Annotated in this window: 22 protein-coding genes and 1 pseudogene; 12 read left to right on the plus strand and 11 right to left on the minus strand. The window is 69.5% G+C overall.

Annotation, left to right across the window (positions count from 1 at the left end; all coding sequences use genetic code 11):
• The first annotated feature begins 64 nt into the window (after window positions 1-64).
• The 3 genes and pseudogenes from ACEYYH_RS14535 (at window position 65) to ACEYYH_RS14545 (ending at window position 1853) form a co-directional block, all read left to right on the plus strand.
• Window positions 65-544, plus strand: coding sequence for a universal stress protein (locus ACEYYH_RS14535; protein WP_374975059.1), 480 nt, complete (start codon window positions 65-67; stop codon window positions 542-544).
• A 199-nt stretch (window positions 545-743) separates the two neighbouring features.
• A pseudogene (locus tag ACEYYH_RS14540) lies at window positions 744-1115 on the plus strand (wax ester/triacylglycerol synthase domain-containing protein); the annotation flags it as partial.
• A 75-nt stretch (window positions 1116-1190) separates the two neighbouring features.
• Window positions 1191-1853 (plus strand): WS/DGAT domain-containing protein, encoded by a 663-nt coding sequence (locus tag ACEYYH_RS14545; RefSeq protein WP_374978236.1) that lies wholly within the window; start codon window positions 1191-1193, stop codon window positions 1851-1853.
• A gap of 27 nt (window positions 1854-1880) precedes the next feature.
• On the opposite strand, the gene ACEYYH_RS14550 is transcribed toward ACEYYH_RS14545, so the two are convergent.
• On the minus strand, window positions 1881-2651 hold the full coding sequence (locus ACEYYH_RS14550; protein WP_374975060.1) for an SDR family NAD(P)-dependent oxidoreductase: 771 nt from the start codon (window positions 2649-2651) through the stop codon (window positions 1881-1883).
• A 187-nt stretch (window positions 2652-2838) separates the two neighbouring features.
• Here ACEYYH_RS14550 and ACEYYH_RS14555 point away from each other — a divergent pair, with 187 nt between their 5' ends.
• Window positions 2839-3243, plus strand: coding sequence for a TM2 domain-containing protein (locus tag ACEYYH_RS14555; protein WP_374975061.1), 405 nt, complete (start codon window positions 2839-2841; stop codon window positions 3241-3243).
• A gap of 100 nt (window positions 3244-3343) precedes the next feature.
• Window positions 3344-5290, plus strand: a complete 1947-nt coding sequence (locus ACEYYH_RS14560; protein ID WP_374975062.1) for a heavy metal translocating P-type ATPase — start codon at window positions 3344-3346, stop codon at window positions 5288-5290.
• Between the two features lie 27 nt (window positions 5291-5317).
• Here the strand turns inward: ACEYYH_RS14560 and ACEYYH_RS14565 are convergent, their stop codons facing one another.
• On the minus strand, window positions 5318-5743 hold the full coding sequence (locus tag ACEYYH_RS14565; protein ID WP_374975063.1) for a pyridoxamine 5'-phosphate oxidase family protein: 426 nt from the start codon (window positions 5741-5743) through the stop codon (window positions 5318-5320).
• Between the two features lie 137 nt (window positions 5744-5880).
• Between ACEYYH_RS14565 and ACEYYH_RS14570 the strand changes: the two genes are divergently transcribed.
• Together ACEYYH_RS14570 and ACEYYH_RS14575 are read left to right on the plus strand one after the other, a co-directional pair.
• On the plus strand, window positions 5881-7596 hold the full coding sequence (locus ACEYYH_RS14570) for a GAF domain-containing protein (RefSeq protein ID WP_374978237.1): 1716 nt from the start codon (window positions 5881-5883) through the stop codon (window positions 7594-7596).
• The gene (locus tag ACEYYH_RS14575) at window positions 7593-8240 is read left to right on the plus strand and encodes a response regulator (protein WP_374975064.1); all 648 of its coding nucleotides are present in this window, start codon (window positions 7593-7595) and stop codon (window positions 8238-8240) included. Before ACEYYH_RS14570 ends, ACEYYH_RS14575 begins: the two co-directional genes overlap by 4 nt.
• Before the next feature lie 54 nt (window positions 8241-8294).
• On the opposite strand, the gene ACEYYH_RS14580 is transcribed toward ACEYYH_RS14575, so the two are convergent.
• A complete protein-coding gene (locus tag ACEYYH_RS14580) occupies window positions 8295-8777 on the minus strand; it encodes a hypothetical protein (RefSeq protein WP_374975065.1) in 483 nt (160 codons plus the stop codon).
• Between the two features lie 3 nt (window positions 8778-8780).
• Window positions 8781-9629, minus strand: coding sequence for a universal stress protein (locus ACEYYH_RS14585; RefSeq protein ID WP_374975066.1), 849 nt, complete (start codon window positions 9627-9629; stop codon window positions 8781-8783).
• Window positions 9630-9843: 214 nt separating this feature from the next.
• On the opposite strand from ACEYYH_RS14585, the gene ACEYYH_RS14590 reads away from it, so the two are divergent.
• Window positions 9844-10407 (plus strand): flavodoxin family protein, encoded by a 564-nt coding sequence (locus ACEYYH_RS14590; protein ID WP_374975067.1) that lies wholly within the window; start codon window positions 9844-9846, stop codon window positions 10405-10407.
• On the opposite strand, the gene ACEYYH_RS14595 is transcribed toward ACEYYH_RS14590, so the two are convergent.
• The gene (locus ACEYYH_RS14595) at window positions 10402-10917 is read right to left on the minus strand and encodes a universal stress protein (RefSeq protein ID WP_374975068.1); all 516 of its coding nucleotides are present in this window, start codon (window positions 10915-10917) and stop codon (window positions 10402-10404) included. The two genes, ACEYYH_RS14590 and ACEYYH_RS14595, sit on opposite strands and share 6 nt — an antisense overlap.
• A 146-nt stretch (window positions 10918-11063) precedes the next feature.
• Between ACEYYH_RS14595 and ACEYYH_RS14600 the strand changes: the two genes are divergently transcribed.
• Window positions 11064-11390 (plus strand): hypothetical protein, encoded by a 327-nt coding sequence (locus ACEYYH_RS14600; RefSeq protein WP_374975069.1) that lies wholly within the window; start codon window positions 11064-11066, stop codon window positions 11388-11390.
• Window positions 11391-11858: 468 nt separating this feature from the next.
• On the opposite strand, the gene ACEYYH_RS14605 is transcribed toward ACEYYH_RS14600, so the two are convergent.
• On the minus strand, window positions 11859-12782 hold the full coding sequence (locus ACEYYH_RS14605) for a LysR family transcriptional regulator (protein WP_374975070.1): 924 nt from the start codon (window positions 12780-12782) through the stop codon (window positions 11859-11861).
• A gap of 59 nt (window positions 12783-12841) precedes the next feature.
• Between ACEYYH_RS14605 and ACEYYH_RS14610 the strand changes: the two genes are divergently transcribed.
• On the plus strand, window positions 12842-14593 hold the full coding sequence (locus tag ACEYYH_RS14610) for an L-aspartate oxidase (protein WP_374975071.1): 1752 nt from the start codon (window positions 12842-12844) through the stop codon (window positions 14591-14593).
• A 117-nt stretch (window positions 14594-14710) separates the two neighbouring features.
• Window positions 14711-15040: a hypothetical protein gene (locus ACEYYH_RS14615; protein ID WP_374975072.1), complete on the plus strand. Its 330-nt coding sequence runs from the start codon at window positions 14711-14713 to the stop codon at window positions 15038-15040.
• A 9-nt stretch (window positions 15041-15049) separates the two neighbouring features.
• On the opposite strand, the gene ACEYYH_RS14620 is transcribed toward ACEYYH_RS14615, so the two are convergent.
• The 4 genes from ACEYYH_RS14620 to ACEYYH_RS14635 form a co-directional block, all read right to left on the minus strand.
• On the minus strand, window positions 15050-18466 hold the full coding sequence (locus ACEYYH_RS14620; protein ID WP_374975073.1) for an error-prone DNA polymerase: 3417 nt from the start codon (window positions 18464-18466) through the stop codon (window positions 15050-15052).
• A 12-nt stretch (window positions 18467-18478) separates the two neighbouring features.
• Entirely contained in the window at window positions 18479-20188 is a 1710-nt protein-coding gene (locus tag ACEYYH_RS14625; RefSeq protein ID WP_374975074.1) for a DNA polymerase Y family protein, read from the minus strand.
• Window position 20189: 1 nt separating this feature from the next.
• The gene (locus ACEYYH_RS14630) at window positions 20190-20993 is read right to left on the minus strand and encodes a hypothetical protein (protein ID WP_374975075.1); all 804 of its coding nucleotides are present in this window, start codon (window positions 20991-20993) and stop codon (window positions 20190-20192) included.
• A gap of 70 nt (window positions 20994-21063) precedes the next feature.
• Window positions 21064-21963, minus strand: coding sequence for an EamA family transporter (locus tag ACEYYH_RS14635; protein WP_374975076.1), 900 nt, complete (start codon window positions 21961-21963; stop codon window positions 21064-21066).
• A gap of 40 nt (window positions 21964-22003) precedes the next feature.
• Here ACEYYH_RS14635 and ACEYYH_RS14640 point away from each other — a divergent pair, with 40 nt between their 5' ends.
• On the plus strand, window positions 22004-22528 hold the full coding sequence (locus ACEYYH_RS14640; RefSeq protein WP_374975077.1) for a MarR family winged helix-turn-helix transcriptional regulator: 525 nt from the start codon (window positions 22004-22006) through the stop codon (window positions 22526-22528).
• A gap of 26 nt (window positions 22529-22554) precedes the next feature.
• On the opposite strand, the gene ACEYYH_RS14645 is transcribed toward ACEYYH_RS14640, so the two are convergent.
• Window positions 22555-23052, minus strand: a complete 498-nt coding sequence (locus ACEYYH_RS14645) for an HNH endonuclease (protein ID WP_220289569.1) — start codon at window positions 23050-23052, stop codon at window positions 22555-22557.
• Window positions 23053-23279: the final 227 nt, after the last annotated feature.

Raw genomic sequence — 23279 nt, forward strand, 5'->3', positions numbered from 1 at the left:
CGCCGAGCGTCGCCGAAGGACTTTGTACCCGCCATGTGACGGTCGCGGGCGAGACGATGGCGGCATGTCTGAACCGCAGACCGATGTCGACACTTCCCCCGCGCCGCTTCCGTGGGCGACGCCGGGGATTCTCGTCGGAGTGGACGGTTCGGAGCCCTCCCGCGCCGCGCTGAAGTACGCGGTGGAGATGGCCCCGAAGCTCGCACTCCCCGTCCACGCTCTCGCCGCCTGGAGCAGCCCGACCCCGATGTGGGGAGACGCGTACATCTTCTACGGCGAATCCGACGACGACTTCGAGAACGACGCGCGGAAGCTGGCCGAGGGCGAGGCTCTTCGGCTGTTTCCCGCCGGGGTGCCCGAATGGCTGACGGCAGGTGCCCGGCGGGGAAATGCCGCGCGGACGCTCATCGAGGCATCCCGGGACGCCGCGATGCTGGTCGTCGGCAACCGCGGACGTGGCGGCTTCGCGGGGCTGCTCCTCGGTTCCGTGAGTGGGGCGTGTGCCGCACACGCGCACTGCCCGGTTCTGGTCGTTCGTACGTGACGCGCGACCTCGGCGAGCGGACCGGCCCGACGGGAAGGCCAGGCGGGCGGAGATGAGGGGGTCAGCGAAAGTCGCGTCGAAGCTCCGGCCCGTGGACGAGGCGAACCTGGTCTTGGATCGACCCGGCCAGGTGAACGTCTTCCTCGCCGCTGGGCGGCTGTCCCCAGGCGGCTTCGTCGGGCCGCGCGGCGAGATCGACATGATCGGGCTTCGTTCTCACCTCGCGCCGAAGATCTCCCAGCTTCCGGCGTTGAGGCAGGTGCCCGTGGGCGGGCGAAGGCACCGTTGGGAAGCACGAGATCCAGACCTGACCCACCACGTCCGCCTCCAAGCGCCGTTGGCTGAAGGTGACCTCGAGCGCCGATGCGGTGGTTTGATGACGGAGCGGATGCCGCGGGAACGACCGTTGTGGGAGCTGCTCATCGCGCGAAGAACGAGCAGCGACGGCGCCGCGTTCATCCTCCGCATTCACCATGCCATTGCCGACGGCATCGCGGCCGCCGATATCGTTCGCCGGCTCCTCGATTCGGGTCCCGCCACGGAGCACGCTCGGCCGTTTGCCTACCAGCCCACGGTGTCCGAGGCCCGCACTCGCGCCCTCCTGACACACGCCACGTCTGCGACGCGCCGCACAATCGCTACCCTCGTGGCGCGCGGGATTCCCGACACCGTGCTGCTCGGCCCTCGGAGCGCCCATCATGGCGTGTCGTTCGTGGACGTCGACCTCGTGGGCGTCGCGGCTCACGCGCACCGGCGCGGCGCGTCTGTGAACGACTCCCTGTTGGCGGCCGCTGCCGGCGGCTATCGCGCCGCACTGATCGCGGCAGGCGAGGAGGTGCCTCCTGAACTGCCGGTGTCGGTGCCGGTCGCCCTGCCTCGCCGGAACGAGGCGAACGCCGTGGGAGTCATGCTCGTTCGACTGCCACTTGCTGCGTCGGTGGACGATCGGCTCGAGGGAATCGCCGCCCAGACCAGGACCGCGAAGATCGCCGCACGAGCCCAGGGAACCCTCGAGCTGATGCGGGGCCCAGTGGGGGCGCACCTCATGAATCGCCTGGCGAAACACCAGCACCTCGTGGGGGGCTTCGTCACCAACGTCCCCGGTCCCGCGGAACCGCTGGCGTTGGCAGGTGCCCCGATGACGCACCTCTGGCCCGTCGCGGTGCTCGCCGCCAACGTGCGAATCGGAGTCGCGGCGGTGTCGTACGCGGGACGTCTGTCTTGCGGCATCCACGTCGACTCGGAGTTCATCGACCGCGCCGCGGTCGCCACCGCATTCCGCCGAGACCTCGCCCTCCTGTCGCGGTAGCGGGAGACGGTCTGGCAATGCCAGGGCTCACACGGCCGCCCAACCGCCGTCAACGGGAAGAATCGCGCCCGAGACGTTCGATGCGTCGTCGCTGAGCAGCCAGGTGATCGCGGCAGCCAACTGCTCCGGCTGCGCGATCGGCGGGATGTTGGTCTGAAAGAAGGGCCCGAGACGCTGGCCAGCCCACTCCGAGTGGAAGGGCGCCTCGATGTTGGTGGCGACCGGACCCGGCGCGACCGCATTGCAGCGGATTCCTTTCGGCGTGTAGAAGAACGCCGTACTGAGGGTGAATCCGTTCACCGCGTGCTTGGAGGTCGTATACGGCGTACCGGCGGCGGAGCCGCGCTGGCCCGCCTCCGAGCCGACGTTGACGATGGATCCGGCGCCGGCAGGCAGCATCCGTCCGAGTACTGCGCGGGTCAGTTTCATCATGGCGGTCACATTGACCGCGATGACGCGATCCCACGTGGCATCCGTGACCTCGGCGGACGGCTCGAACCCGTCCATGATGCCCGCGACGTTCGCCAGTCCGTCGATGCGGTCGCCCGCCGCCGCCATCACCTCGATGATGACGGTGTCGTCGCAGAGGTCGCCGGTGACGCACGCGACGTCCGCGCCCAGGTCGGCGACGAGCGCCTGCAGGCGCTCCTCTGAGATGTCGACAGCGATGACGCGGCCGCCCTCGGCGGAGATGCGATGAGCGGTGGCGCGTCCGATTCCCGATCCTGCGCCCGTGACGACAATGGTGCGGCCCGCGAAGCGGCCCTCGTTCGTGTTCATCGCAACCTTTCCGATCATGTCCACTCAACGCCGCTCGGAGACCACGGCGATGGGTCGAAGGTCCCGAGGCACTGGACCGCGTGCCGGTTGCCCGAGCTGCGCGGACTCACACGGCCTGCGGTGGGAGGGGACCGAGAGCCCGTGGGACTTTCGACCTGGGCGCATTTCGGCTGCACCCCCATCGTGAGAGGGGAAGGAGGCTGAAATGTCCAGTGACACCGCCCCACCAGAGGCCCCCATGAGTACCGGTCGCACACCGTCGTCCCCGCTGTCGGAGAAGTCCTTCATCGCCACGTGGATGTTCTCCTGGTTGCTGGGCTTCCTCGGCGTGGACCGCTTCTATCTGGGAAAGATCGGAACCGGGATCGTCAAACTGCTGACGCTGGGTGGGCTCGGCATCTGGTGGCTCATCGACCTGATCCTGACGCTCGCAGGCGTGCAACGAGACAAGGACGGGCGACTGCTGCCGGACTTCGAGGAGCACAAGATGATCGCCTGGATCATCACCGCTGCGGGCTTCGGACTCTGGCTCATCACCGCCGCGGTCTCCCGCGTCTTCGTGTATATGCCCGGAGGCTGGCCGATGATGCCCTGGTGGCAGGGGCAGTGATCTGCACCGCGTTGCAGAGCTCGACGAGCCGCTCGGATCGCACCGCTCCGGGCTGGTGCGGATCGCCGGACATGAGGCTGGGAGACGGGATGCTGACGACGTGGTGCTGATTCGCGCAATCCGGCGATACCCCGTGATCACCGCCTCCGCGGCCGTGCTCGTCGTGGTGCTGATCCTGCAGTTCTCCGGCGAGCCGACCGCGGCTCGTTGGCTGGCCACCGCGTACGTCGGAGTGTTCATCGCGTGGACGATCGTCGGGATGGTGCGAGATGTGCTTCGCGGGCACGTCGGGCTCGACATCCTCGCGGTGGTCGCGATGGTCGCTGCAGTCGCGGTCGGCGAGTACATCGCCGCACTGATCGTGGTGCTCATGCTCTCGGGCGGGGAAGCCCTGGAGGATTTCGCCGGTCGGCGGGCGAGACGCGACTTGACGGCGTTGCTGGACCGGTCGCCACGGATCGCGCACGTGATCCACCCGGATCCGGGCGGCGCCGACGAGGTGTCGGATCTTCCCGTGGACGACGTCGTCGTCGGCGATGTCCTGCTGGTGCGTCCCTCGGAGATCGTGCCGGTCGACGGGATCCTCCTCACTGCCGACGGAGCATTCGACGAATCGTCCCTCACCGGCGAGAGCATGCCGGTCACCCGGGAGGCGGGAAGCGAGGTGCTGTCGGGGGCGATCAACGGAACGCGTGCGGTGCGGATTCAGGCGATGCGTCTCAGTGGCGACAGCCAGTACCAGCAGATCGTGGCCCTGGTGCGCGGAGCGCAGGAGTCCCGCGCGCCGGTCGTTCGCCTCGCCGATCGCTTCGCGATCCCCTTCACCGCCGTCTCCCTTGTGCTGGCCGGAACAGCGTGGGCCATCTCGGGCGACCCCACACGGTTCGCCGAAGTTCTGGTCCTCGCCACTCCGTGTCCCCTGCTCATCGCCGCGCCTGTGGCGTTCCTCGGTGGACTATCACGGGCGGCGAAGGCGGGCGTGATCATCAAGAGCGGTGCCGTCATCGAGCAACTGGCACGTGTGCGGGCGATCGCGTTCGACAAGACCGGAACGCTCACGCAGGGGCGGCCGGATCTCGTCGCCGTCCATGCTGCGGAGGGCTTCGATGCCGCCGAAGTGCTGCAACTCGCTGCGTCCGCGGAGCAGTATTCGTCCCATGTCCTGGCCGAAAGCGTTCGGCGAGCCGCTGTGGACCGCGGCCTCGAGCTCCTGACGTCGAATGATGCGTCCGAAGTGGCGACGAACGGCGTCGAGGCTGTCTTCGACGGCCGGCGAGTCGCAGTCGGGAAGCCCTCCTTCATCGCCGCACGTGCGCCGGACACGATCGCCGCCGTGCTTTCGCCTGGCGAGGCGGCAGCGTACGTCGCCGTAGACGGGCGATTCGCGGGTACTCTCGTCCTCGCCGACGACCCACGGCCCGAATCCTCCCGGGTCGTCGCATGGCTCAGCCAGAACGGCATCGAGCGAATCACGATGCTCACCGGCGACGGATCCGCGACGGCCGACTCGATCGCGCTTCAGGTGGGCATCGATGAAGTCCACGCGGAGATTCTTCCGTCCGACAAGGTGCAGTTGGCGCGCGAGCTGAGCCCGCGCCCCGTGATGATGGTCGGCGATGGCGTCAACGACGCACCGGTGCTGGCCGCATCCGATGTGGGAGTCGCCATGGGCGCAAAGGGCGCGACCGCAGCCGGAGACGCCGCAGATGTCGTGATCCTCGTGGACTCCCTGGCGAAGATCGTCGACGCGATCTCGATCGGCCGGCACACGCTCCAGGTAGCGCTCGCAGCGATCTGGATCGGCATCGGGCTCAGCCTCGGCCTGATGCTCGTCGCGATGACCGGCCTCATCCCCGCCGTCGCTGGTGCGCTCATTCAGGAACTCGTCGACCTCGCCACTATTCTCTACGCGCTGCGCGCGCTGGGCGGGCCTCTCCCGCAGGCCGCGGCCAGCGCAGGAACGGTCGAGACGGCGCACAGCTCGCGGCGTGCGGACTCGATGAGCCGCTGGTCCAAGAGCCGCCGCGCCGATCACCCGGTCGGATGATCGGGCGGATCGATTCGTCACCCGGTGTCATCCGTCCGTGGCGTCGGCGCGGAGGAATCTCCGCCCGGTCACGATATCGGCGGTGAGCTTGACGACGTATGGCTTCTCCTGAGGCGACCCGGTCGCCAATCGCCGAACCCCACTGCGCTCGATCTCTGCTTCGTCGCGCACCCTCGTCGCCGTCCCGCGGATGAGGACGCTCCACCGGGTCACGCCGTCATCACCGTCCGCTTCGAATGCCGCGATCGGATTGCTGGTGATGTGGAACAGCTTGTTGTCGAACGCGGTGCGGAAGTACACCGCACCGTCGAAGGCGACGAAGTTGATGGGGAGCATCTCCGGCGGCCTGTCACGGTCGGGCAATCCCAGCCGGCCCAGTTGCTCACCCTCGAGGAGCATCCAGCACTCGTCGGGACTGAGCCTGCCGAGAGCCGGCGGCGTCGAGGTGGACATCACGGACTCCTTCCTTCACCGAGATCACAGCACCCGGACGATGCGTGCGCAGGACCGAAAGTCCCGTGGACCTGGTGACGAGGAGGACGACGTCGTACTGTGGCCTCGGCGCCGAGGGGAGGGCGATCGTGGCTGAGATGGAACAGTTGTCTTTCCCGGATGGACCGCGCCTCGAGCTCGACGAGGCTCTCGCGACCCTTGTCGTTCAGGCCGAGCGAGTCCGCACCACTCAGGGAAGGCTGCGAGCGCTCCTCAACGCCACGCAAGCGGTCGTCGAGGAAAGCGATCTGCCGTCGGTGTTGCGCCGGATCGCGCAGGCGGCGACGACGCTCGTGGACGCTCAATACGGAGCACTCGGTGTCATCGCGCCCGAGCGCGATGCGCTCGAGGAGTTCATCTACGTCGGGCTCACGCCGAAGGAAGCAGACGAGATCGGAGACCTGCCCACGGGGCACGGGCTGCTGGGGGCGCTCATCGCCGATCCCCGCCCGATCCGACTCCCGAACATCTCCGCGGACGCCCGCGCGGCCGGCTTTCCCGACCATCACCCTCACATGGAGTCGTTCCTCGGCGTTCCCGTGCGCGTCCGTGGAGAGGTCTTCGGCAACCTCTATCTCACCAACCGTCGCGACGGACTCTTCACCGAAGAGGACGAGCGTCTTGTCGAAGCGCTGGCGACCACCGCGGGATTCGCCGTCGAGAACGCGCGTCTGCTCGACCAAGCGCGGACACGCGAGCGGTGGATGAGCGCTGCCGCCGGACTGTCCGCGGCGCTGTTGTCTTCCTCCACCACGACCGCGTTCGATCTCATCGCCAGTCGCATCTTCGAGCTGCCCGATGTCGACAAGGTCGTCGTGCTGCTCAGGGACGATGCCCGCCACGAGCTCCAAGTCGCTGCTGCACGCGGGAGCGACGAGTCCGAGCTGCGCGGCGCGGTCATCGATCCCGAGTCGACCTGTGCCGGCGAGCTCGGCGCCGCCGGCAACACGACCGCCCACACGCGGGCACTCTCACCGGTACCGGATCCGGTAAGGGTGATGGTCGACGGTGTCGCGGGGCCGGTGGTGGCCGCTCCCCTTCGTACCGGCGGGCGTTTCTGGGGAGTCCTGTGCACCGGTCGAGCCCCGGACCGACCGCGATTCACGACGACCGAGATCGACAGCATCGCCGATGTCGCTTCGCGAGCCACGATCGCGCTGGAGCTCGCCCATGCCCGAGAAGAGGCGCAGCGTTCACTGCTCGCCGACGAGCGGCGCCGCATCGCACGAGACCTGCACGACCACGTGATCCAGCAGCTCTTCGGCACGGGACTCACGCTGCAGGCCGTCGCCGGCGGTCTGCCTCCCGGGCAGGACGCCGACAGGCTGAGCGAGTCCATCGACCAGCTCGATGACGCGATCTCGCAGATCCGTACGGTGGTGTTCGCCCTCTCGCATCGCGATGAGAGCTCGCTCCGCCATCGGGTGATCGACGTGGTGGCGGATCAGTCCGCGGCCCGCCGAAGGCCACCGGCGATCAGATTCAGCGGTCCGGTGGATCACGCGATCACAGGGCTACTGAGCGACGAGGTGGTCGGAGTCGTGCGCGAACTCCTCAGCAACGCGGTGCGTCACTCCATGGCAGACCACATCTCGGTGGAGGTCGCCCTGGTGGAGGACTCCGTGGTCGTTCTCGTGGAAGACGACGGGGTGGGGATGGCCGACGCCGGACGGCGAAGCGGCCTTCAGAACCTCACGGAACGGGCGGCGGCCAGGGGCGGCGCATTCACCGTGGACTCGGTCTCCGGCGCGACATCCGCCCGATGGACGGTTCCGGTACACGACAGCGTCTCGCCGAGGGGAGAGATGCAATGATCAGCGTGTTCCTCGTCGACGACCATGAGATCGTGCGGCGCGGGCTTGCCGACCTCGTACGCTCCCAGTCGGATCTGCAGGTCGTGGGCGAAGCGAGCACGGTGCGACAGGCCGTCGGCCGCATCGAGGCGACCATGCCGGATGTCGCTGTGCTCGACGTGCGCCTCCCCGACGGCAACGGGATCGATCTCTGTCGTGACATCCGATCGCGCATGCCTACCGTCGCGTGTCTCATTCTGACGGCGTACGACGACGACTCCGCGGTGAGCGCGTCCGTCCTCGCCGGCGCCGCGGGCTACATCCTGAAAGACGTCGGCGGACCACGCCTGGTCGACGCGATCCGGTCCGTCGCCCGAGGACGGTCACTGATGAACGACTCCGTGGTACGACGGGCGACGGAACAGCTCCGGCAGCGGGCCGGCGATGACGCCGATCCTCGGCTGGGCTCCCTCGGACTGCGCGAACGGCAGATCCTTCGCCTGATCGCCGACGGGCTCACCAATCGTCAGATCGGCGACGAACTCGGCATCGCAGAGAAGACGGTCAAGAACTATGTGTCGTCGTTGCTGAGCAAGCTCGGCTTGGAGCGCCGCACGCAGGCCGCGGTCTTCGAACTCGAGCACCGCGGCGACCGGCCGAACTGAGTTGTTCGTGAGACGTCGAAGGTCGCAGAGATCGCGTGTCCGTCTGCTGCAGACTCATTCGTGCGAGTGGGATGAGCGCTGTCCGCGCAGTGATACGAACGTCGTTCGATGCAGTCGCGTGACCGGTTCGAGGACCCCCAGGCGGACCATGGTCACCCCCAGCTCGACCAGCCCGACCGTGAAGTACAGCGCCTGGAGGAAGCTGAACGGGATGAACACCATCTGCACTCCGATCCAGATGACACAGGCGAACCCTCCCGCGGCGGCAACCGCGTTGTCCCACGAGGAGTCGGAGATCGTGACCACGAACGCGGCGGCGTGGACACCGGCCAAGAGCACGAGGAGGAGAAGCCCCGGCACCAGGTAGGACGTGAACGGGGAGCCGTCGAGATAGTCGAGCGGTGGCACGAGCAACGATGACCACCCCGGATTCACGCTGCCGAGGATCAGGACCACCCCGCCGGCGCAGGCGGTCACAGCCACGAACGCCTGCAGGACCAGCAACGCGATGCGGCCGATGCGATCGATACGAGTCATGGGTCAGCCCTCCGTCAGCCTCGAGAGAAGCGCTCGGTCCCGAGGCACGACGGCAACCGGGCATTCCGCCTGCCAGAGCACGCCCTCCGCGACCGAGCCCAGCAGACTGCCCGCCAGCAGACCCCGGTGATTCGTGCCGATGACGAGCATCGAACTGCGCGGCGCGAACCTCAGCAGCGCCGCCGGCCGGCTGTCGCGCACAAGCTCACCTTCGACACTCACCGTGGGGTAGCGTTCCGCAATCCAATCGACGGCGGCGTCCAGCGTCGCACGGTGCCCCGCCACCACATCCTCAGGGGTCACCACGAGCGCGGTCGCTCCCGAGAACGCGGGAGTCGGCATCAGCCAGGCATGCACGAGCCGGATCGATGCTTCGACCTCATCCGCCTCCCGCGCGGCGAACGCGAGGGCGACGTCGGAGGAATCGTCATCGGCGATGCCCACGGTGATCGGATCCCCGATATCCGCCCACCCGGCGGGCACCATGACGACCGGCACGTGAGAATGGGCGCTGACCCGCAGGGGCATCGCGCCCGCGATGGCCGCGCGAATCGGATGCCCAGGGTTGATCCCCATGACGAGCAGATCCGCTTCCGTCGCAAACCCCGTCAGCGCATCCGTGACCGCGCCCTCCAGGCGGTGGAGTTCGACTCCGACACCCGGCGCCCGCTCTCGAAGAAAGGCCTCCGCATCCGAGAGCTGATCGAGCGCCGCGCGGCGATCCGACACGAACTGCGACACGACGTTCACCACACCGACCTTCGCCACCTCGCGAGCCGCCCGATCAGCCACCCAAGACAGTGCCGAGACGGATGCCGGGCTGCCGTCGTAGCCGAGAACGATGCGTTCCATCAGTGACTCCTTTTCCGGTCCGGCCTGTACAGCCTTTTCCGAGACGGTAGGCCTGGTCGATGCGGCGGCAGCGGGTCGAAGGTCCTGTCGCGCAGGGCACGTCTGGCGGGACCTTCGACCCGATGATCGCGCCGGCGATCAGGTCGCCTAGGAGCACGGGAGACGGGATGACTCGTCGCTCGTCACGACATCCGCATCCGAGAAAGGGACGACAATGGACACTCCAGTGGACGGCACCACTCACGTCGCCATCGTGTACGAGTCGATGTTCGGCAACACTCGCGGCATCGCGGAGGCGATCGCCGACGGCATCCGTCCACACTGCGCCGTGACAGTCGTTCCCATCGGCCGGGTCGACGAACTGGCCGGCGAGATCGACACGCTCGTCATCGGCGCACCAACGCATGCGCACAGTCTGAGTCGCCCTGAGTCACGAGCCGAGGCCGTCGCCTGGGCGCGCAACGAGCAGAAGCACCTGCAGCTCGACGACGACTGGAGTGAGCACGGTATCCGCGAGTGGCTCGCTCACACGCCCAGCCCCGCCCGACGATTCGCCGCTTTCGACACTCGCGTCGACATGCCACGCATCTTCACCGGCTCCGCCGCCGCGGCGATCGACCGCCGGCTCACGAAGGCAGGATGCGAGCGACTGGCCGATCCGATGAGCTTCCTGGTCGACCGAGCCAGCAGGCTGGTCGACGGCGAGATCCAACGTGCACGCGGCTGGGGCGAAGAACTCGGCGTGCGGATCGCATCTCAACGCCCGCATCAGCTATGAGCCCGGGGCGGCCGCCGGTCTCGACATCCGATGACCTGGCACGACGACCACGGGACAGAGGGCATGCGGAACGCAGACCGCGCTCACGGATCCGAGAAGCAGCCCAAGGAAGCCACCGTGACCACGACGTCCGAGCACCAGCATCGCCGCGTGGGCGGAGTTCGCAAGAAGTACGAAGGCCGGGTGTCCGCGCTGTGATCCGAACGTGAACCACGACGGCTCCCCGTCGGGGAACAGCGTCCGGCGAGTCGCCGCGATGACCTTCTTCGCATCCTCTTGGTCCCGTGACAGCACCTCGTCGCTCAGGTAATCGTCCTTGAGCTTCGACACGGGGTCCCAGACGACCAGCGCATGAACAGGGACATCCATTTTCGGCGCCAGGTCCAGGGCGAATCGGAGCGCATCGAGAGAATCCTGCGACCCGTCCAACCCGACGAGGATGCCCGGACGCTCCCAGGGCAGCGCTCGCTCCGCCTCCGCGGCCGCTTCTTCAAGTCCGATCTCATTCATGACCTTCACCTCGTTCGGCCGTCCCGTGCCGGATGGGTCTTCAGCGATCACATTCTCGCCGGCAAGGAAATGCCCACTCGGGACGAACGTCCTATCGGCCGCCACGGAGCGACCGCAATCGCGGCGCCACGTGCTGTGATGGAGAGGTGACCACGCCCGACAACGCGCTCTCGCTCACCATCATCGGAACCCCCGACTTCGGCAGCGAGGTGCTGAAGGCGCTGTACCGCATCACGGGACGCTCCACCGTCGAGCTGCGCCGCGCGATCCGCGGCGGCGAGCCCGTCTACACCGCGGGGCTGTTCGGCAACGACCACATCCAGGTCGTGCCCCGGCTCGAGAAGACGGTGGAACTCCTCGAGCGTCTCGGCGTCCCGTTCACCGTCCACGAGTGGGTCGACGGCGAGCGCGAGCAGATCTCGATCGAGGTCATGCGGCAGATCATCGAGTCGGCCGAAGGCGAATACCGCTGACGCCGAGCGCAGATCGCCCGGCTTCGTGCGCGCGTGGCTCGGAGAGCGCGGGAGCTGACCCGCTAGGGTAGCAGCAGGCCAGGTCCCACACCTTTCGGCAGCGTCGCATAGGCATCCCCAGTGCCGAGCCCTCCCCCCAAATGGGCGCGCGATGCTCGCGGGACAGGCTGAGGTCCCTCGGACGCTACAGGCTCTAGCTGCAACGTCCGAGGGACCGTCCTTGCGCGGGGGGAGCGCAGGGGAAATCAGCGGCCCAGCCCCAGAGATCCCCAGACCGGACGCCCGCGTGATCATCTCCCAGGATCACGGCGAGCCGCCCGTGGCTCACCCTATCGCGCCCACGCTGCGGGGGACAGCATCCAGCGACACCCGATCGCGACGCACGTTTCCGGTCCCCGGTCTGCCGCCAGGCCGCACGGATCACGGATGCCGCGGCCCGCAGCATCCGTCACGATCCAGGTCTTGCGATCAGGCGAGCCGCATGGTCGCCTGCAGCCCTGTGGCGAGCGCGGCGGCGGTGCGCACGATCGTCTGCTGCATCACCTCGACGGCGGTCGTCGGAGCCATGTCGGTGACGCGCGCGACACTGATGGTGCGCGTCAGGGTCGGGTCCGAAAGGCGTACCGACCGTAGGCCCGAGCGCTCGATGAGCACCATCGCAGGCACGATCGCGACGCCGATCCCCCGCTCCACGAAGCGCAGCACCGCGTCCATCTCGGCCCCTTCGATGACCGTGTGCGGCGTGAGTCCCGCCGCCGCGAACGCGGCATCGGTCGTGGCGCGCAGGTCGTAGGTCGAGCTGAAGACGACCTGCGGCAGCGCGGCCACGTCGTCGAGGCCGATACTCCGCCGTGTGGTGAGCGGCGGTGCGCTGCTGGAGGAGATGACGACGAGCTCTTCGACGAGCAGCGGCGTGACGGTGAATCTCTCGGCGGATGCCGCGTCCGACGTCGTGATCAGCGCGAGGTCGAGCTCGCCCCCGCCCAGATCGTCGAGCAGACCGTGCGACCCGCGCTCGGTGATGTGCAGCTCGATTCCGGGGTGCGCGGCGTGGAACACGCTCAGCACTTCGGCGACGAGGCTGATGCAGAGCGTCGGCGTGGCGCCGAGCCGGACGCGCCCGCGCCGGAGACCGGCCAGCTCGTCCAGTTCGCGGCGAACGGATGCTGCGTCAGCAAGCATCCGGCGGGCAAGAGGCAGCAGCGACTCGCCCGCGACGGTCAGCGTGCTGCCTGCGCGAGCGCGGTGGAACAGCTCCGCTCCGAGGCTCTGCTCGAGCGTCGAGATCTGGCGGCTCAGCGAAGGCTGGGCGAGGTGGAGATGCTCGGCGGCGCGGGTGAAGTTGCCCAACTGGGCCACGGTGACGAACGCGCGCAGCTGTTCGAGATTCATTCGAATAGCTTATTGCTATCGACATGAGCATTAATATGCATTGGAGTAATCGATGCGCAATGCCTAGCGTGTCTGACGTGATCCCTGCAGAACGCCAGCTCTCCACCACCGTCCTCGTGATCGGCACCGGCGGTTCCGGTCTTCGCGCGGCCATCGAACTCGCCGAAGCCGGCGTCGACGTCGTCGCCCTGGGCAAGCGCCCGAAGTCGGACGCCCACACCTCGCTCGCCGCCGGCGGCATCAACGCCGCACTCGGCACCATGGACGCCGACGACAGCTGGCAGCAGCATGCGGCCGACACGCTGAAGGAGAGCTACCTGCTCGCCAACCCGCACACCGTCGAGATCGTCACGTCGGGCGCAGCGCGCGGGATCGAAGACCTCGAGAGATACGGCATGCCGTTCGCGCGAGAGGACGACGGCCGCATCTCGCAGCGCTTCTTCGGCGCCCACACGTACCGTCGCACCGCCTTCGCAGGCGACTACACGGGTCTCGAGATCCAGCGCACGCTGATCAATCGGGCCGCACAGCTGCAGGTGCCGATCCTCGACACCGTCTATGTGACGCGCATCCTCGTGAACGAGCACGGCGCGGTGTTCGGTGCCTACGGTTTCGACCTCGAAGACGGCACGCGCTATCTCATCCACGCCGACGCGGTGATCCTCGCCGCCGGCGGGCACAACCGCATCTGGCGGCGCACGTCGTCGCGGCGCGACGAGAACACCGGCGATTCGTTCCGCCTCGCGGTGGAGGCTGGCGCGCGGCTGCGCGATCCGGAGCTCGTGCAGTTCCACCCGAGCGGCATCATCGAGCCCGAGAGCGCGGCGGGCACCCTCATCTCGGAGGCGGCGCGCGGCGAGGGCGGCATTCTGCGCAACGGCCTCGGCGAGCGCTTCATGCACAAGTACGACCCCGAGCGCCTCGAACTGTCGACCCGCGACCGCGTCGCCCTGGCCTGCTACACCGAGATCAAGGAGGGCCGCGGCACCCCGAACGGCGGCGTCTGGCTCGACGTCTCGCACCTCCCGCGCGAGACGATCATGACGCGCCTCCCCCGCGTCTATCAGACGATGCTCGAGTTGCAGATGCTCGACATCACGCGGCAGCCGATCGAGATCGCACCCACGGCGCACTACTCGATGGGCGGGGTCTGGGTGCGCTCGTCGGACCACTCGACCGACGTGCCCGGGCTCTACGCCATCGGCGAGGCGTCCTCGGGGCTGCACGGAGCCAACCGCCTCGGCGGCAACTCGCTCATCGAGCTTCTGGTGTTCGGCCGCATCGTCGGGCAGGCCGCCGCCGCGTACTCGGCCGCGCTGCCCGCGCAGACGCGCTCCGCCTCGGCCGTCGCGACCGCCCGCGCCGAGATCGACGACCTGCTCGCAGCATCCGGCACCGAGAACGTCCGCGCGCTCCAGCGGGCGATCCGCGACACGATGACCGAACACGCCGGCGTCGTGCGCGACGAGCAGGGGCTTCTCGCCGGCCTCGCCGAGCTCGACGCGATCGAGGCGCGGATGGCCGACATCGGCGTGCATCCCGACATCGCGGGCTTCCACGATCTCGCGCACGCGTTCGACCTGAAGTCGGCGGCACTGGCCGCACGGGCGACGCTGGAAGCCGCGCTCGAGCGGCGAGAGACCCGCGGATGCCACAACCGGAGCGACTACCCCGACATCGATCCCGAGCTGCAGGTCAACCTCGTGTGGTCCCCCTCGACCGGTGTCGTGCGGGAGCAGATCCCGCCGATCCCCGCCGACATCGCCGCGCTCATGCGCGAAGTGTCGGTCGTCGGAAAGCTGGTCGAGTAGACGGCGCGATTCCCCGGTGCACCTGGGCGGCCGGATCGGCTCGTCCGGGGTGTACTCCGTTCGGCGGGAGGCTGCAACCCCCGCGAGCGATCGTGGGTCTGCGAGTAGAAAGGGCACGTGAAAAGGGTCAGCTACGCGGGAAGCGAGTTCGTGACAGGGGACGACATCGCCGCCGCGCTGCTCGGCTGCGGCCAGGCACTGGCCGAGGCCGGCGAGGCGGAGGCGGTGACGGTTCCGACGAGGGAGCGGGATGGATCGGTGGGCGAGGTGACGGTGCTCATCGGTCCCGCGAGCCAGATGGTCGCGCGTGACGCCCACGACGACAATGAGGAGCTCGTCGATGAGGCGGCGATCGAGCGGATGAAGTCGATCCAACGACGTCTGCATCCGATCGCGGCCGTCGACCCCGCCCCGTCGACCGAGGTCGACTGGGAAGACGAGATCTGACCGGCACCCTCATCGGAAGTCCCTCGCCCGATGCTGCACGCCGACGCGGAGGTCTTCGAACGCGTCGGCGATGAGGTTCGTCACGCCCTCCGCCGAGCGCTCGAGCATGCCCCGCGCGATGAGCGCCGGGGAGTCGCGCACGATGCGGCGGTAGCGGTTCCAGACGCCGAGCGAGCACACGATGTTGACGAGACCATGTTCGTCTTCGAGGTTGAGGAACGTGATTCCGGATGCTGTCGCCGGGCGCTGCCGGTGGGTCACGAGGCCCGCGACCTCGACGCGGCGGCCGACCTCGTGGCTGCGCAGCTCGCGAGACGTCAGGACGCCGCGCGCGTCGAGCCCGGAGCGGTAGTGGCTGATCGGGTGGTCGTCGGTCGAGATGCCCGTCGCCCATAGGTCGGCGGCGAGGCGCTCGTAGCTGGTGGGATCGGCGAACAGTGGGGGCTGCACCGCGATGAGCGAGTCCGGCAGGAACTCGGGGCGGTCCTGCGCCGCCGCCCCGGCGAGCCAGATCGCCTCGCGTCTGCTGAGCCCGAGACACTCGAACGCCCCCGCCGTGGCGAGCGCCTCGACCTGCACCGCGGTGATGCTGGTGCGCCGCACGAGATCGCGGAGGTCGCGGAACAGCCCGCCCGTCTCGCGCGCGGCGATGATGCGCTGCGCGACGGTCGCGCCGATCCCCTTCACTCCGGCGAGCCCCAGCCGCACCGCGAACCTCCCGTCGCGGCGGTGGGCGGCGGATTCGTCGGGTGCGTCGATGTCGAAGGTGCCGACCGGCGGCTGCTTCCGCTCGGCGCACGAGGCGAGGCCGGTCGGCCCTTCGACCTCGGTCGCTGAGCCTGTCGAAGCGCCGTCGACCGCTTCGAGCACGGCCTCGACGCCCGAGAGATGCAGGTCGGGGCGGCGCACCTCGACGCCGTGGTGGCGCGCATCGCCCACGAGCGTCGCGGGTGAGTAGAAGCCCATCGGCTGCGCCCGCAGCAGCCCCGCGAGGAACGCCGCCGGATAGTGCAGCTTGATCCACGAGCTGGCGTACACGAGCAACGCGAACGACAGCGAGTGCGACTCGGCGAAGCCGAAGTTCGCGAAGGCCTGGATCTTGGCGTAGATCGCGTCGGCCTCTTCGCCCACCAGATCGTTCTCGGCCATCCCGGCGTACAGCTTCTTCTTCAACGAGTCGATGCGCTCGATCCCCCGTTTGGACCCCATGGCCCGTCGCAGCAGGTCGGCGTCCTCACCGGTGAGCCCCCCGACGGCCATGCCCATCTGCATGAGCTGCTCCTGGAACACCGGGATCCCCATCGTGCGCTCGAGCACCGGCACCAGCTTGGGGTGGGGGTAGGTCACCTTCTCCTGCCCGAGCTTGCGCTTGACGAACGGATGCACCGCACCGCCCTGGATCGGCCCGGGACGGATGAGCGCGATCTCGATCACGAGGTCGTAGAACCGGCGCGGCTGCAGGCGCGGGAGAAGCCCCATCTGCGCGCGCGACTCGACTTGGAACACCCCGATCGAGTCGGCGCGGCACAGCATGTCGTAGACCGCCTTCTCCTCCTTCGGGAGGGTCGACAGCTCCCAGTCCTCCCCCGTCGACGTGCGGATCATGTCGAAGCAGTACTGCAGGGCGGCCAGCATCCCAAGGCCCAGCAGGTCGAACTTCACGAGGCCCATCCAGGCGGAATCATCCTTGTCCCACTGGATCACCGTGCGATTCTCCATGCGGGCGTGCTCGATCGGCACGACCTCGCCCACCGGACGATCGGTGAGCACCATGCCCCCGGAGTGGATGCCGAGGTGCCGCGGCGCCTTGAGCAGCTCGGAGGCGAACTCGAGCACCTGGTCGGGGATGTCGTGGCCGGCGCCGGTCTCGAGGAGGGCTCCCCAGCCTTCGATCTGCTTCGACCAGGCGTCCTGCTGACCCGGCGAATGGCCCAGTGCCTTCGCCATGTCGCGCACGGCGTTCTTGGGCCGGTACTGGATGACGTTCGCGACCTGTGCCGCGCGGTCGCGCCCGTACTCCCGGTACACCCACTGGATGACCTCTTCACGGCGGTCGGAGTCGAAATCGACGTCGATGTCGGGCTCCTCCTCACGCAGGCTCGACAGGAACCGCTCGAACGGCAGGTCGTACGCGATCGCGTCGACGGCGGTGATGTCGAGCAGGTAGCAGATGGCGCTGTTGGCGGCGGACCCGCGCCCCTGACAGAGGATGCCCTGACTCCGGGCGAACTGGACGATGCCGTGGACGATCAGGAAGTAGCCCGGGAAGTCCTTCATCTCGATGACCCCGAGCTCCTTCTCGATGCGCGCCCGGTCGTCCTCCGTGAGGTCGGGGTACTTGCGCGGCACCGCCTCCCAGACCAGGTGCCGCAGCCACGACATCGGCGTATGCCCGTCGGGAACCTTCTGCTTCGGGAGCGCCGGCTTCGCCTTGCGCAACGGGAAGGCGAGCTCGTCGGCGAGCGTCACGGTGCGGGCGACGGCATCCGGGAACCGCACGAACCGCTCCGCCATCTCGGCCCCCGACCGCAGGTGCGCACCGGCGTGTGCGGGCAGCCAGCCATCGAGCTCGTCGAGACCGCGGTTCGCGCGCACGGCGGCGACCGCCGCGGCGAGCAGCTGCCGCTTCGGCACGGCGTAGTGGACGTTGTTGGTCGCGAGCAGCGGAAGGCCCCGCTCCCGCGCGAGCCCGACGAGCACGTCGTTGTCGCGGGTGTCGAGCGGATTGCCGTGGTCGATGAGCTCGACGTGCACGTTGTCCTTCCCGAACAGCGTCACAAGGCGGTCGAGTTCGCCGGCCGCCGCGTCGGAGCTCTCGGCGAGCGCGCGGCGTACGGCGCCCTTGCGGCATCCGGTGAGCACCGCCCACTCCCCTGCCGCCTGCGCGGCGAGTTCGTCGAGGTCGTAGACCGGCCGGCCCTTCTCGGCGCCCTGCAGCTGCGCGTGGGTGATCGCGCCCGCCAGCCGGTGATACCCCTCCTCGCCTCGGGCGAGCACCAGCAGGTGCGCCCCGACCGGATCGGCCTCGCCGTTCTGCGGCTTCGGCAGCTCGAGCGACAGCTCGGCGCCGAACACCGTCTTGAGCTGGAGCGCCTCGGCGGCCTCGGCGAACCGTACGATGCCGTAGAACCCGTCGTGGTCGGTGACGGCGAGGGCGTGCAGCCCCAGCCGCTCCGCCTCTTCGGCGAGCTCCTCGGGCGAGGAGGCTCCGTCGAGGAACGAGTACGACGAGTGCGCGTGCAGCTCGGCATACGGGATCGCATCGGCCGGGCGCTCGATCTCGGGCGCGACGTACGGCCCCCGCTTGTGCGACCACGCGGGGCTGTCGCCGCCGTCGGCGCCGACCGGCGGCGCATCGGGCCGGCGACGACCGCTCAGCACGCGCTCCATCTCGGACCACGGCACGCCCGGGTTGTTGAAGCCCATCAGCCCCGCCCCCTAGTCATAGGTCGCCTCCGCCGTCCAGGCGTCGCCCTCGCACACCAGCAGCCACGCGGACCCGTCGGCGTCGACGACCTGGAACCGATGCGCACGGCGCGAGCGCGCAGCATCCCATCCGCGCTCCACCACCGGCCACGGTCCCGCCCACGCCTCGATCGCGCGCCGGCGACCGCTTTCGATGAAGAGCGCGGGCACGGCCGACACGTTGCCCCGCTCATCGACGTCGACGAGCTCTCCGCCGAGTGCCCGCACGTCGACCGGCACCGGATCGGCGAACACCGTCGTGGGCAGCGGGTCGGGCAGGCTGCCCGGCCAGGGTCGCGCACGCTGCGCCGCGAGGCCGCCGGCACCGGTCGCCTTTCGATCGCGTTCGTCCTTGTCGCCCCACGGCACGAGCACCTGGCGCTCGGCCAGCCACCTCCCGCCGCCGATCGCGGGAGTCAGCACGCCGCGGTGCCCGAGCATCGCCTGCACACGCGACAGCGCGTGATGCACCCGCTCTTCGGGTCCGCCGCCGAACAGCGCGGGAGCGTGATGGGATGCCGCATCCACCGCCTCCGGCGAGATCCGCACGAGCGTGACCCCGCTGCGGAGCCCACCCCCGGCAGCGTCGCCCGCCCCCACGTCTTCCGCGAGTTGCCACCGCACCCGATCGACCACCGCCGCGGCGTCGAACGAGCCCGGATGCAGCCACACCCTCTCGCTGCGCTCCCCACGGTCTCCGACGAGTTCGACCCGCAGCTCGGTGCAGACGAGGTCCACCGCGCCGAGACCCGTGACGAAGTCGTCGGCGGTGACGCGCATGGCGAACGCCACCTGGTCGGCGATCTCGAGAGGAGGCTCGAACGCGACCTCGCGCTGCAGCTCGGGCGGCGGCGTCCGCGGCTGCACCGGTCGCGAGTCGCGCCCCGCCGCGAGCGCGTGGAGCCGGACGCCCCGTTCGCCGAACCGCTCGCGCACGCGATCGGTCGGCATCTCGGCGAACCCGCCGAGGGTCTGCACGCCCAGCCGGGCGAGCAGACCCACGAGATCCGTCGCCTCTTTCGCACCCGCCGCACCGGCGCCGAGCATCGCGGACGCGTCGAGCACCGAGACCGACAGCGGTGCGAGGAAGCCTGCAGCACCGCCCGCGGGCACGGCGAAGACCGGATCGGCGGCGCTCGTGCCGCCCCGCGCCGCCTGCTCCGCGGTGAACGGGCCGTCGGCGATGCCGACCCGCACCCCATCGAGCCCGGCGTCGCGCAGGGTGCCGATCAGCATGCGGGCGGCCTCGATCTCGCCGCCGTAGTACCGCGCCGGACCACGGGCGCGCAGCGCGCACAGCCCCGGCCGCACCAGCTGCACGCCGGGCGCCTTCTCTTCGATCAGCGACACGATCGGAGCGAACGCGCGGTGATCGCGGGCGGCGTCCGCGGTGACCAGCGTCAGCCCGGGGCACCGCGCCTGGGCATCGCGCCGGCGCTGCCCGCGGCGAACCCCCTCCGCGCGCGCGGACGCCGAGCACGCGACCACGAGGTTGCGCTCCACGACGGCGACCGGGGGCTTCGCCTCGACCCTCCCCAGCGCCGCAGGCGGCCGGGCGCCCGGCCGCTCGCCGACCTCGTCCTCCGGCTCCGCCGCAGCCGCACCCGCCTCCCGCTCGAGGGCCGTGACCGGCCAGTCGGGGAACCACAGCACGAGGCTCCGCACCGGCGTGCCCGTCGGCATGTCACCCCACCGCCCTGATCAGCTGCGGGAAGGACTCCGCGGATTCCGCAGGCAGCGCCTCGACGGGGCGCATGCGCTCGGGTGCCGCGGAGACGTGCCCCGCAGCATCCGGAAGCATCACGCGAGCGCGTCGCGACCGTGGCCAGCGCCGACTGGACGACGTGAGCGTCACCTCCCGCCCGGAGAGGTACCCGTGTCCGCGACCGACACCCTCCCACGTCGGCTCGCCCACCTCGATCACGGCCTCGGCCTGCGGCCAGGGCCCTTGCACGAGCAGCACTGCGCCGCGATCGCGCAGCCGTGCCGCCAGGCGGGAGATCTCGCCGTCGGCCGCCCGCCCCGAAGGGCGCACCGCGACCACCGGCAGCACCTCGGCGACGGTCGAGGTCACCGCGAGCCAGCGTGCGCCCGGATCGGGGATGAGCACGAGCCTCGACAGATCGACCCCCAGGCCCTCGGCCGCCTCGGCGCCGAGCCGCGGCATGCCGATCACACCGCACCACGACCCTGCCTGCGACGGCTGGGCCAAGAGCGCCAGCAGCACCGACGTCGACCGCGGCAGGGAGTAGGCGGACCCCGGACGCAGACCGCCCCCGGGAAGCAGCGAGGCGAGTGCGGGATGCACCGGAAGCACCGGCGCATCGAGACGACGGCCCTGCACGCGCTCGACCTGAGCCCGCAGCTGCGCGACGGTGCCCGGTGACGACGCACCCATCGACGACGCACCCCGAGAAGACGTGCCCGTCGGCGCCTGGCCGACGGCCTCGTGCACGTGCTGTGCCGTGAGCTGCACGATCGCCCTCATTCCCACATGCTAGAACAGATGTTCTATTCATTCAACCGCTGGGCACGAGCGTAGTACGGGGTTCCGACAGTTATGTTCGAGACTGCACGACCCACGGCGCTGCACCCAGGCGCGGAGCCTGCCGCCCAGGAGCCGCACCCAGCACGATCCCGACGAGTACGAGGCCGACCCCGACGACCTGCGGCACCCCGAACGCCTCCCCCGCGACGGCCACGCCGAGCACGACGCCGGTGACCGGATTGAGCAGTCCGACCACCCCGACCACCCCGGGCGACAGGCGCCGCAGCCCCGCGAACCACGCGACGTACGCGAGCGCCGTGGCGATGAGCGTGAGGTACGCGAAGCCGAGCGCCGACGGCGCGGTGAGCGCCGGCGGCGCCCCTTCGACGAGCAGCGCCGCCGGAAGCAGCACGATCGATCCGGCGACGAGCTGCCACGCCGTCATCGACAGCGCGGGGACGCCCGAGCCCCACCTCGCCGTGAGCACGAACCCGATCGACGACGCCACCATCGCGCCGAGCGATGCGGCGACGCCCCACGGATCGGCGCCCTCCGCATCGAAGCCCAGCGTCACCGCCACGCCGACGAGACCCACGGCCGCTCCCACGACGGCGGCCAGTCGAGGCCGACGATGCAGCAGCAGCCACGCGAACAGCAGCATGCACGCAGCGGAGGCCGACATCAGCGTCGCGGCGAGGCTCGACGGCAGCCGCTGCCCGGCGACGTACACGAGCACGAAGAAGCCACCCACATTCAGCGTGCCGAGCACGAGAGAGCGCCACCACCACGACCCGCGCGGAAGACGGCGCGCGAGGAGCAGAGCGATGAGCCCGGCCGGCACCGCTCGCAGCACGCCGCCCCACAGTGGGGAGTCCGCCGGCAGCAGGCTGCGCGTGACGACATAGCCGCTCCCCCACGCGATCGGGGCGATCGCCGTCACCAGAATCCACGTCCATCGCTTATCTTCCACGGAAGATACTTTATCTTACCAGGAAGATAAGATGGGTCGCATGACCGCTGACGACCGCCCCCTACGCGACGAACCGCTCGATCGCGTCGCCGAGATCCAAGAGGAGTGGCGCCGCGAGCGCCCCGACCTCGATCCCTCACCCCAGGGAGTCATCGGACGCCTGCACCTCGTCGCGCTCGAACTCACCGATCGACTCGTCGCGGTCTATGGCGAGTTCGGCCTCAGCGAAGGCGAGTTCGACGTGCTCGCCACGCTCCGCCGCGCGGGCGAGCCCTTCGAGCGCGCCGCCGGCGAACTCGCCGACCACACCCTCGTCACCACCGGCGGACTCACCAAGCGCGTCGACCGCCTCGCCGCCCGAGGGCTCGTCCAGCGGCGGGTCGAGGCATCCGACGCCCGAAAGCGCCTGGTGCGACTCACCCCGGAGGGCCGGGACCTCATCGACCGCGCCATCGCCGCGCATCTCGCGAACGAGCGCCGTCTCCTGGACGAGCTCGGGACGACGGATGCCGCGTCCCTCGAGCCGATCCTCACCCGCTGGCTCCGCGTGCTCGACGAGCGCTGACGCTCACTCCGCACACGACCGGGGCGTCACGCCGCGAGGGCGAGATACGGCTCCCACCGTGGGTCGGTGCGCTCGGTGCCGCGGACCGTCCACTGCGCGCCGCGCGGCGGGTGCGGCGTGAACCGCAGCTCCCAGTGCATCTCCTGCGGCGTGCGATCGCTCTTGATGTTGTTGCAGCGCAGGCAGCACGCGACGAGGTTCTCCCACGAGTCGGCGCCGCCGCGCGAACGCGGCAGCACGTGGTCGATCGTCGACGCGGCCTTGCCGCAGTAGGCGCAGTGGTGGTTGTCGCGACGCAGCACGCCCCGCCGGGTCACCGGCACATGGCGACCGCCCGGCACCCGCACGTAGCGGGTCAGGATGATCACGGCCGGCCGTTCGTACGATCGTCGGGTTCCCCATACCGGATCGGTTTCGGTGTGTTCCACCACGGTGGCCTTCTCGTTCATCACGAGCACGAGCGCCCGCTTGAACGACACGACCGCGAGGGGCTCGTAGCCCGCGTTCAGCACCAGAGTGCGCATTGATCATCCTCTCGAATGGCCGGGACGGCTTCTCGGTTATTCGACTTGCGCGACGATCAAGGGCGCAGGGGCATGAAAAAAGGCGCTGTCTACAGACAGCGCCTTGGCGCCACGGCAGTGCCGCGGCATCCGCTCGTGCAATGCCGAAGGACGAGGCGTCCAAGCGCATCCATGGTTCGGATGCGTGGTGTGCAGCCCATCGGCTCCCTCCGCTCTCTCAGCGTCGA

It is taken from the genome of Microbacterium trichothecenolyticum (assembly GCF_041938625.1).
GTDB lineage: Bacteria > Actinomycetota > Actinomycetes > Actinomycetales > Microbacteriaceae > Microbacterium > Microbacterium trichothecenolyticum_D.

Coding starts and splice junctions, on each gene's coding strand:
- ACEYYH_RS14535 (WP_374975059.1), top strand. CDS start 65: ATGTCTGAACCGCAGACCGATGTCGACACTTCCCCCGCGCCGCTTCCG.
- ACEYYH_RS14550 (WP_374975060.1), bottom strand. CDS start 2,651: ATGATCGGAAAGGTTGCGATGAACACGAACGAGGGCCGCTTCGCGGGC.
- ACEYYH_RS14555 (WP_374975061.1), top strand. CDS start 2,839: ATGTCCAGTGACACCGCCCCACCAGAGGCCCCCATGAGTACCGGTCGC.
- ACEYYH_RS14565 (WP_374975063.1), bottom strand. CDS start 5,743: ATGTCCACCTCGACGCCGCCGGCTCTCGGCAGGCTCAGTCCCGACGAG.
- ACEYYH_RS14570 (WP_374978237.1), top strand. CDS start 5,881: ATGGAACAGTTGTCTTTCCCGGATGGACCGCGCCTCGAGCTCGACGAG.
- ACEYYH_RS14575 (WP_374975064.1), top strand. CDS start 7,593: ATGATCAGCGTGTTCCTCGTCGACGACCATGAGATCGTGCGGCGCGGG.
- ACEYYH_RS14580 (WP_374975065.1), bottom strand. CDS start 8,777: ATGACTCGTATCGATCGCATCGGCCGCATCGCGTTGCTGGTCCTGCAG.
- ACEYYH_RS14585 (WP_374975066.1), bottom strand. CDS start 9,629: ATGGAACGCATCGTTCTCGGCTACGACGGCAGCCCGGCATCCGTCTCG.
- ACEYYH_RS14590 (WP_374975067.1), top strand. CDS start 9,844: ATGGACACTCCAGTGGACGGCACCACTCACGTCGCCATCGTGTACGAG.
- ACEYYH_RS14595 (WP_374975068.1), bottom strand. CDS start 10,917: ATGAATGAGATCGGACTTGAAGAAGCGGCCGCGGAGGCGGAGCGAGCG.
- ACEYYH_RS14605 (WP_374975070.1), bottom strand. CDS start 12,782: ATGAATCTCGAACAGCTGCGCGCGTTCGTCACCGTGGCCCAGTTGGGC.
- ACEYYH_RS14610 (WP_374975071.1), top strand. CDS start 12,842: ATGCCTAGCGTGTCTGACGTGATCCCTGCAGAACGCCAGCTCTCCACC.
- ACEYYH_RS14620 (WP_374975073.1), bottom strand. CDS start 18,466: ATGGGCTTCAACAACCCGGGCGTGCCGTGGTCCGAGATGGAGCGCGTG.
- ACEYYH_RS14625 (WP_374975074.1), bottom strand. CDS start 20,188: ATGCCGACGGGCACGCCGGTGCGGAGCCTCGTGCTGTGGTTCCCCGAC.
- ACEYYH_RS14630 (WP_374975075.1), bottom strand. CDS start 20,993: ATGAGGGCGATCGTGCAGCTCACGGCACAGCACGTGCACGAGGCCGTC.
- ACEYYH_RS14640 (WP_374975077.1), top strand. CDS start 22,004: ATGACCGCTGACGACCGCCCCCTACGCGACGAACCGCTCGATCGCGTC.
- ACEYYH_RS14645 (WP_220289569.1), bottom strand. CDS start 23,052: ATGCGCACTCTGGTGCTGAACGCGGGCTACGAGCCCCTCGCGGTCGTG.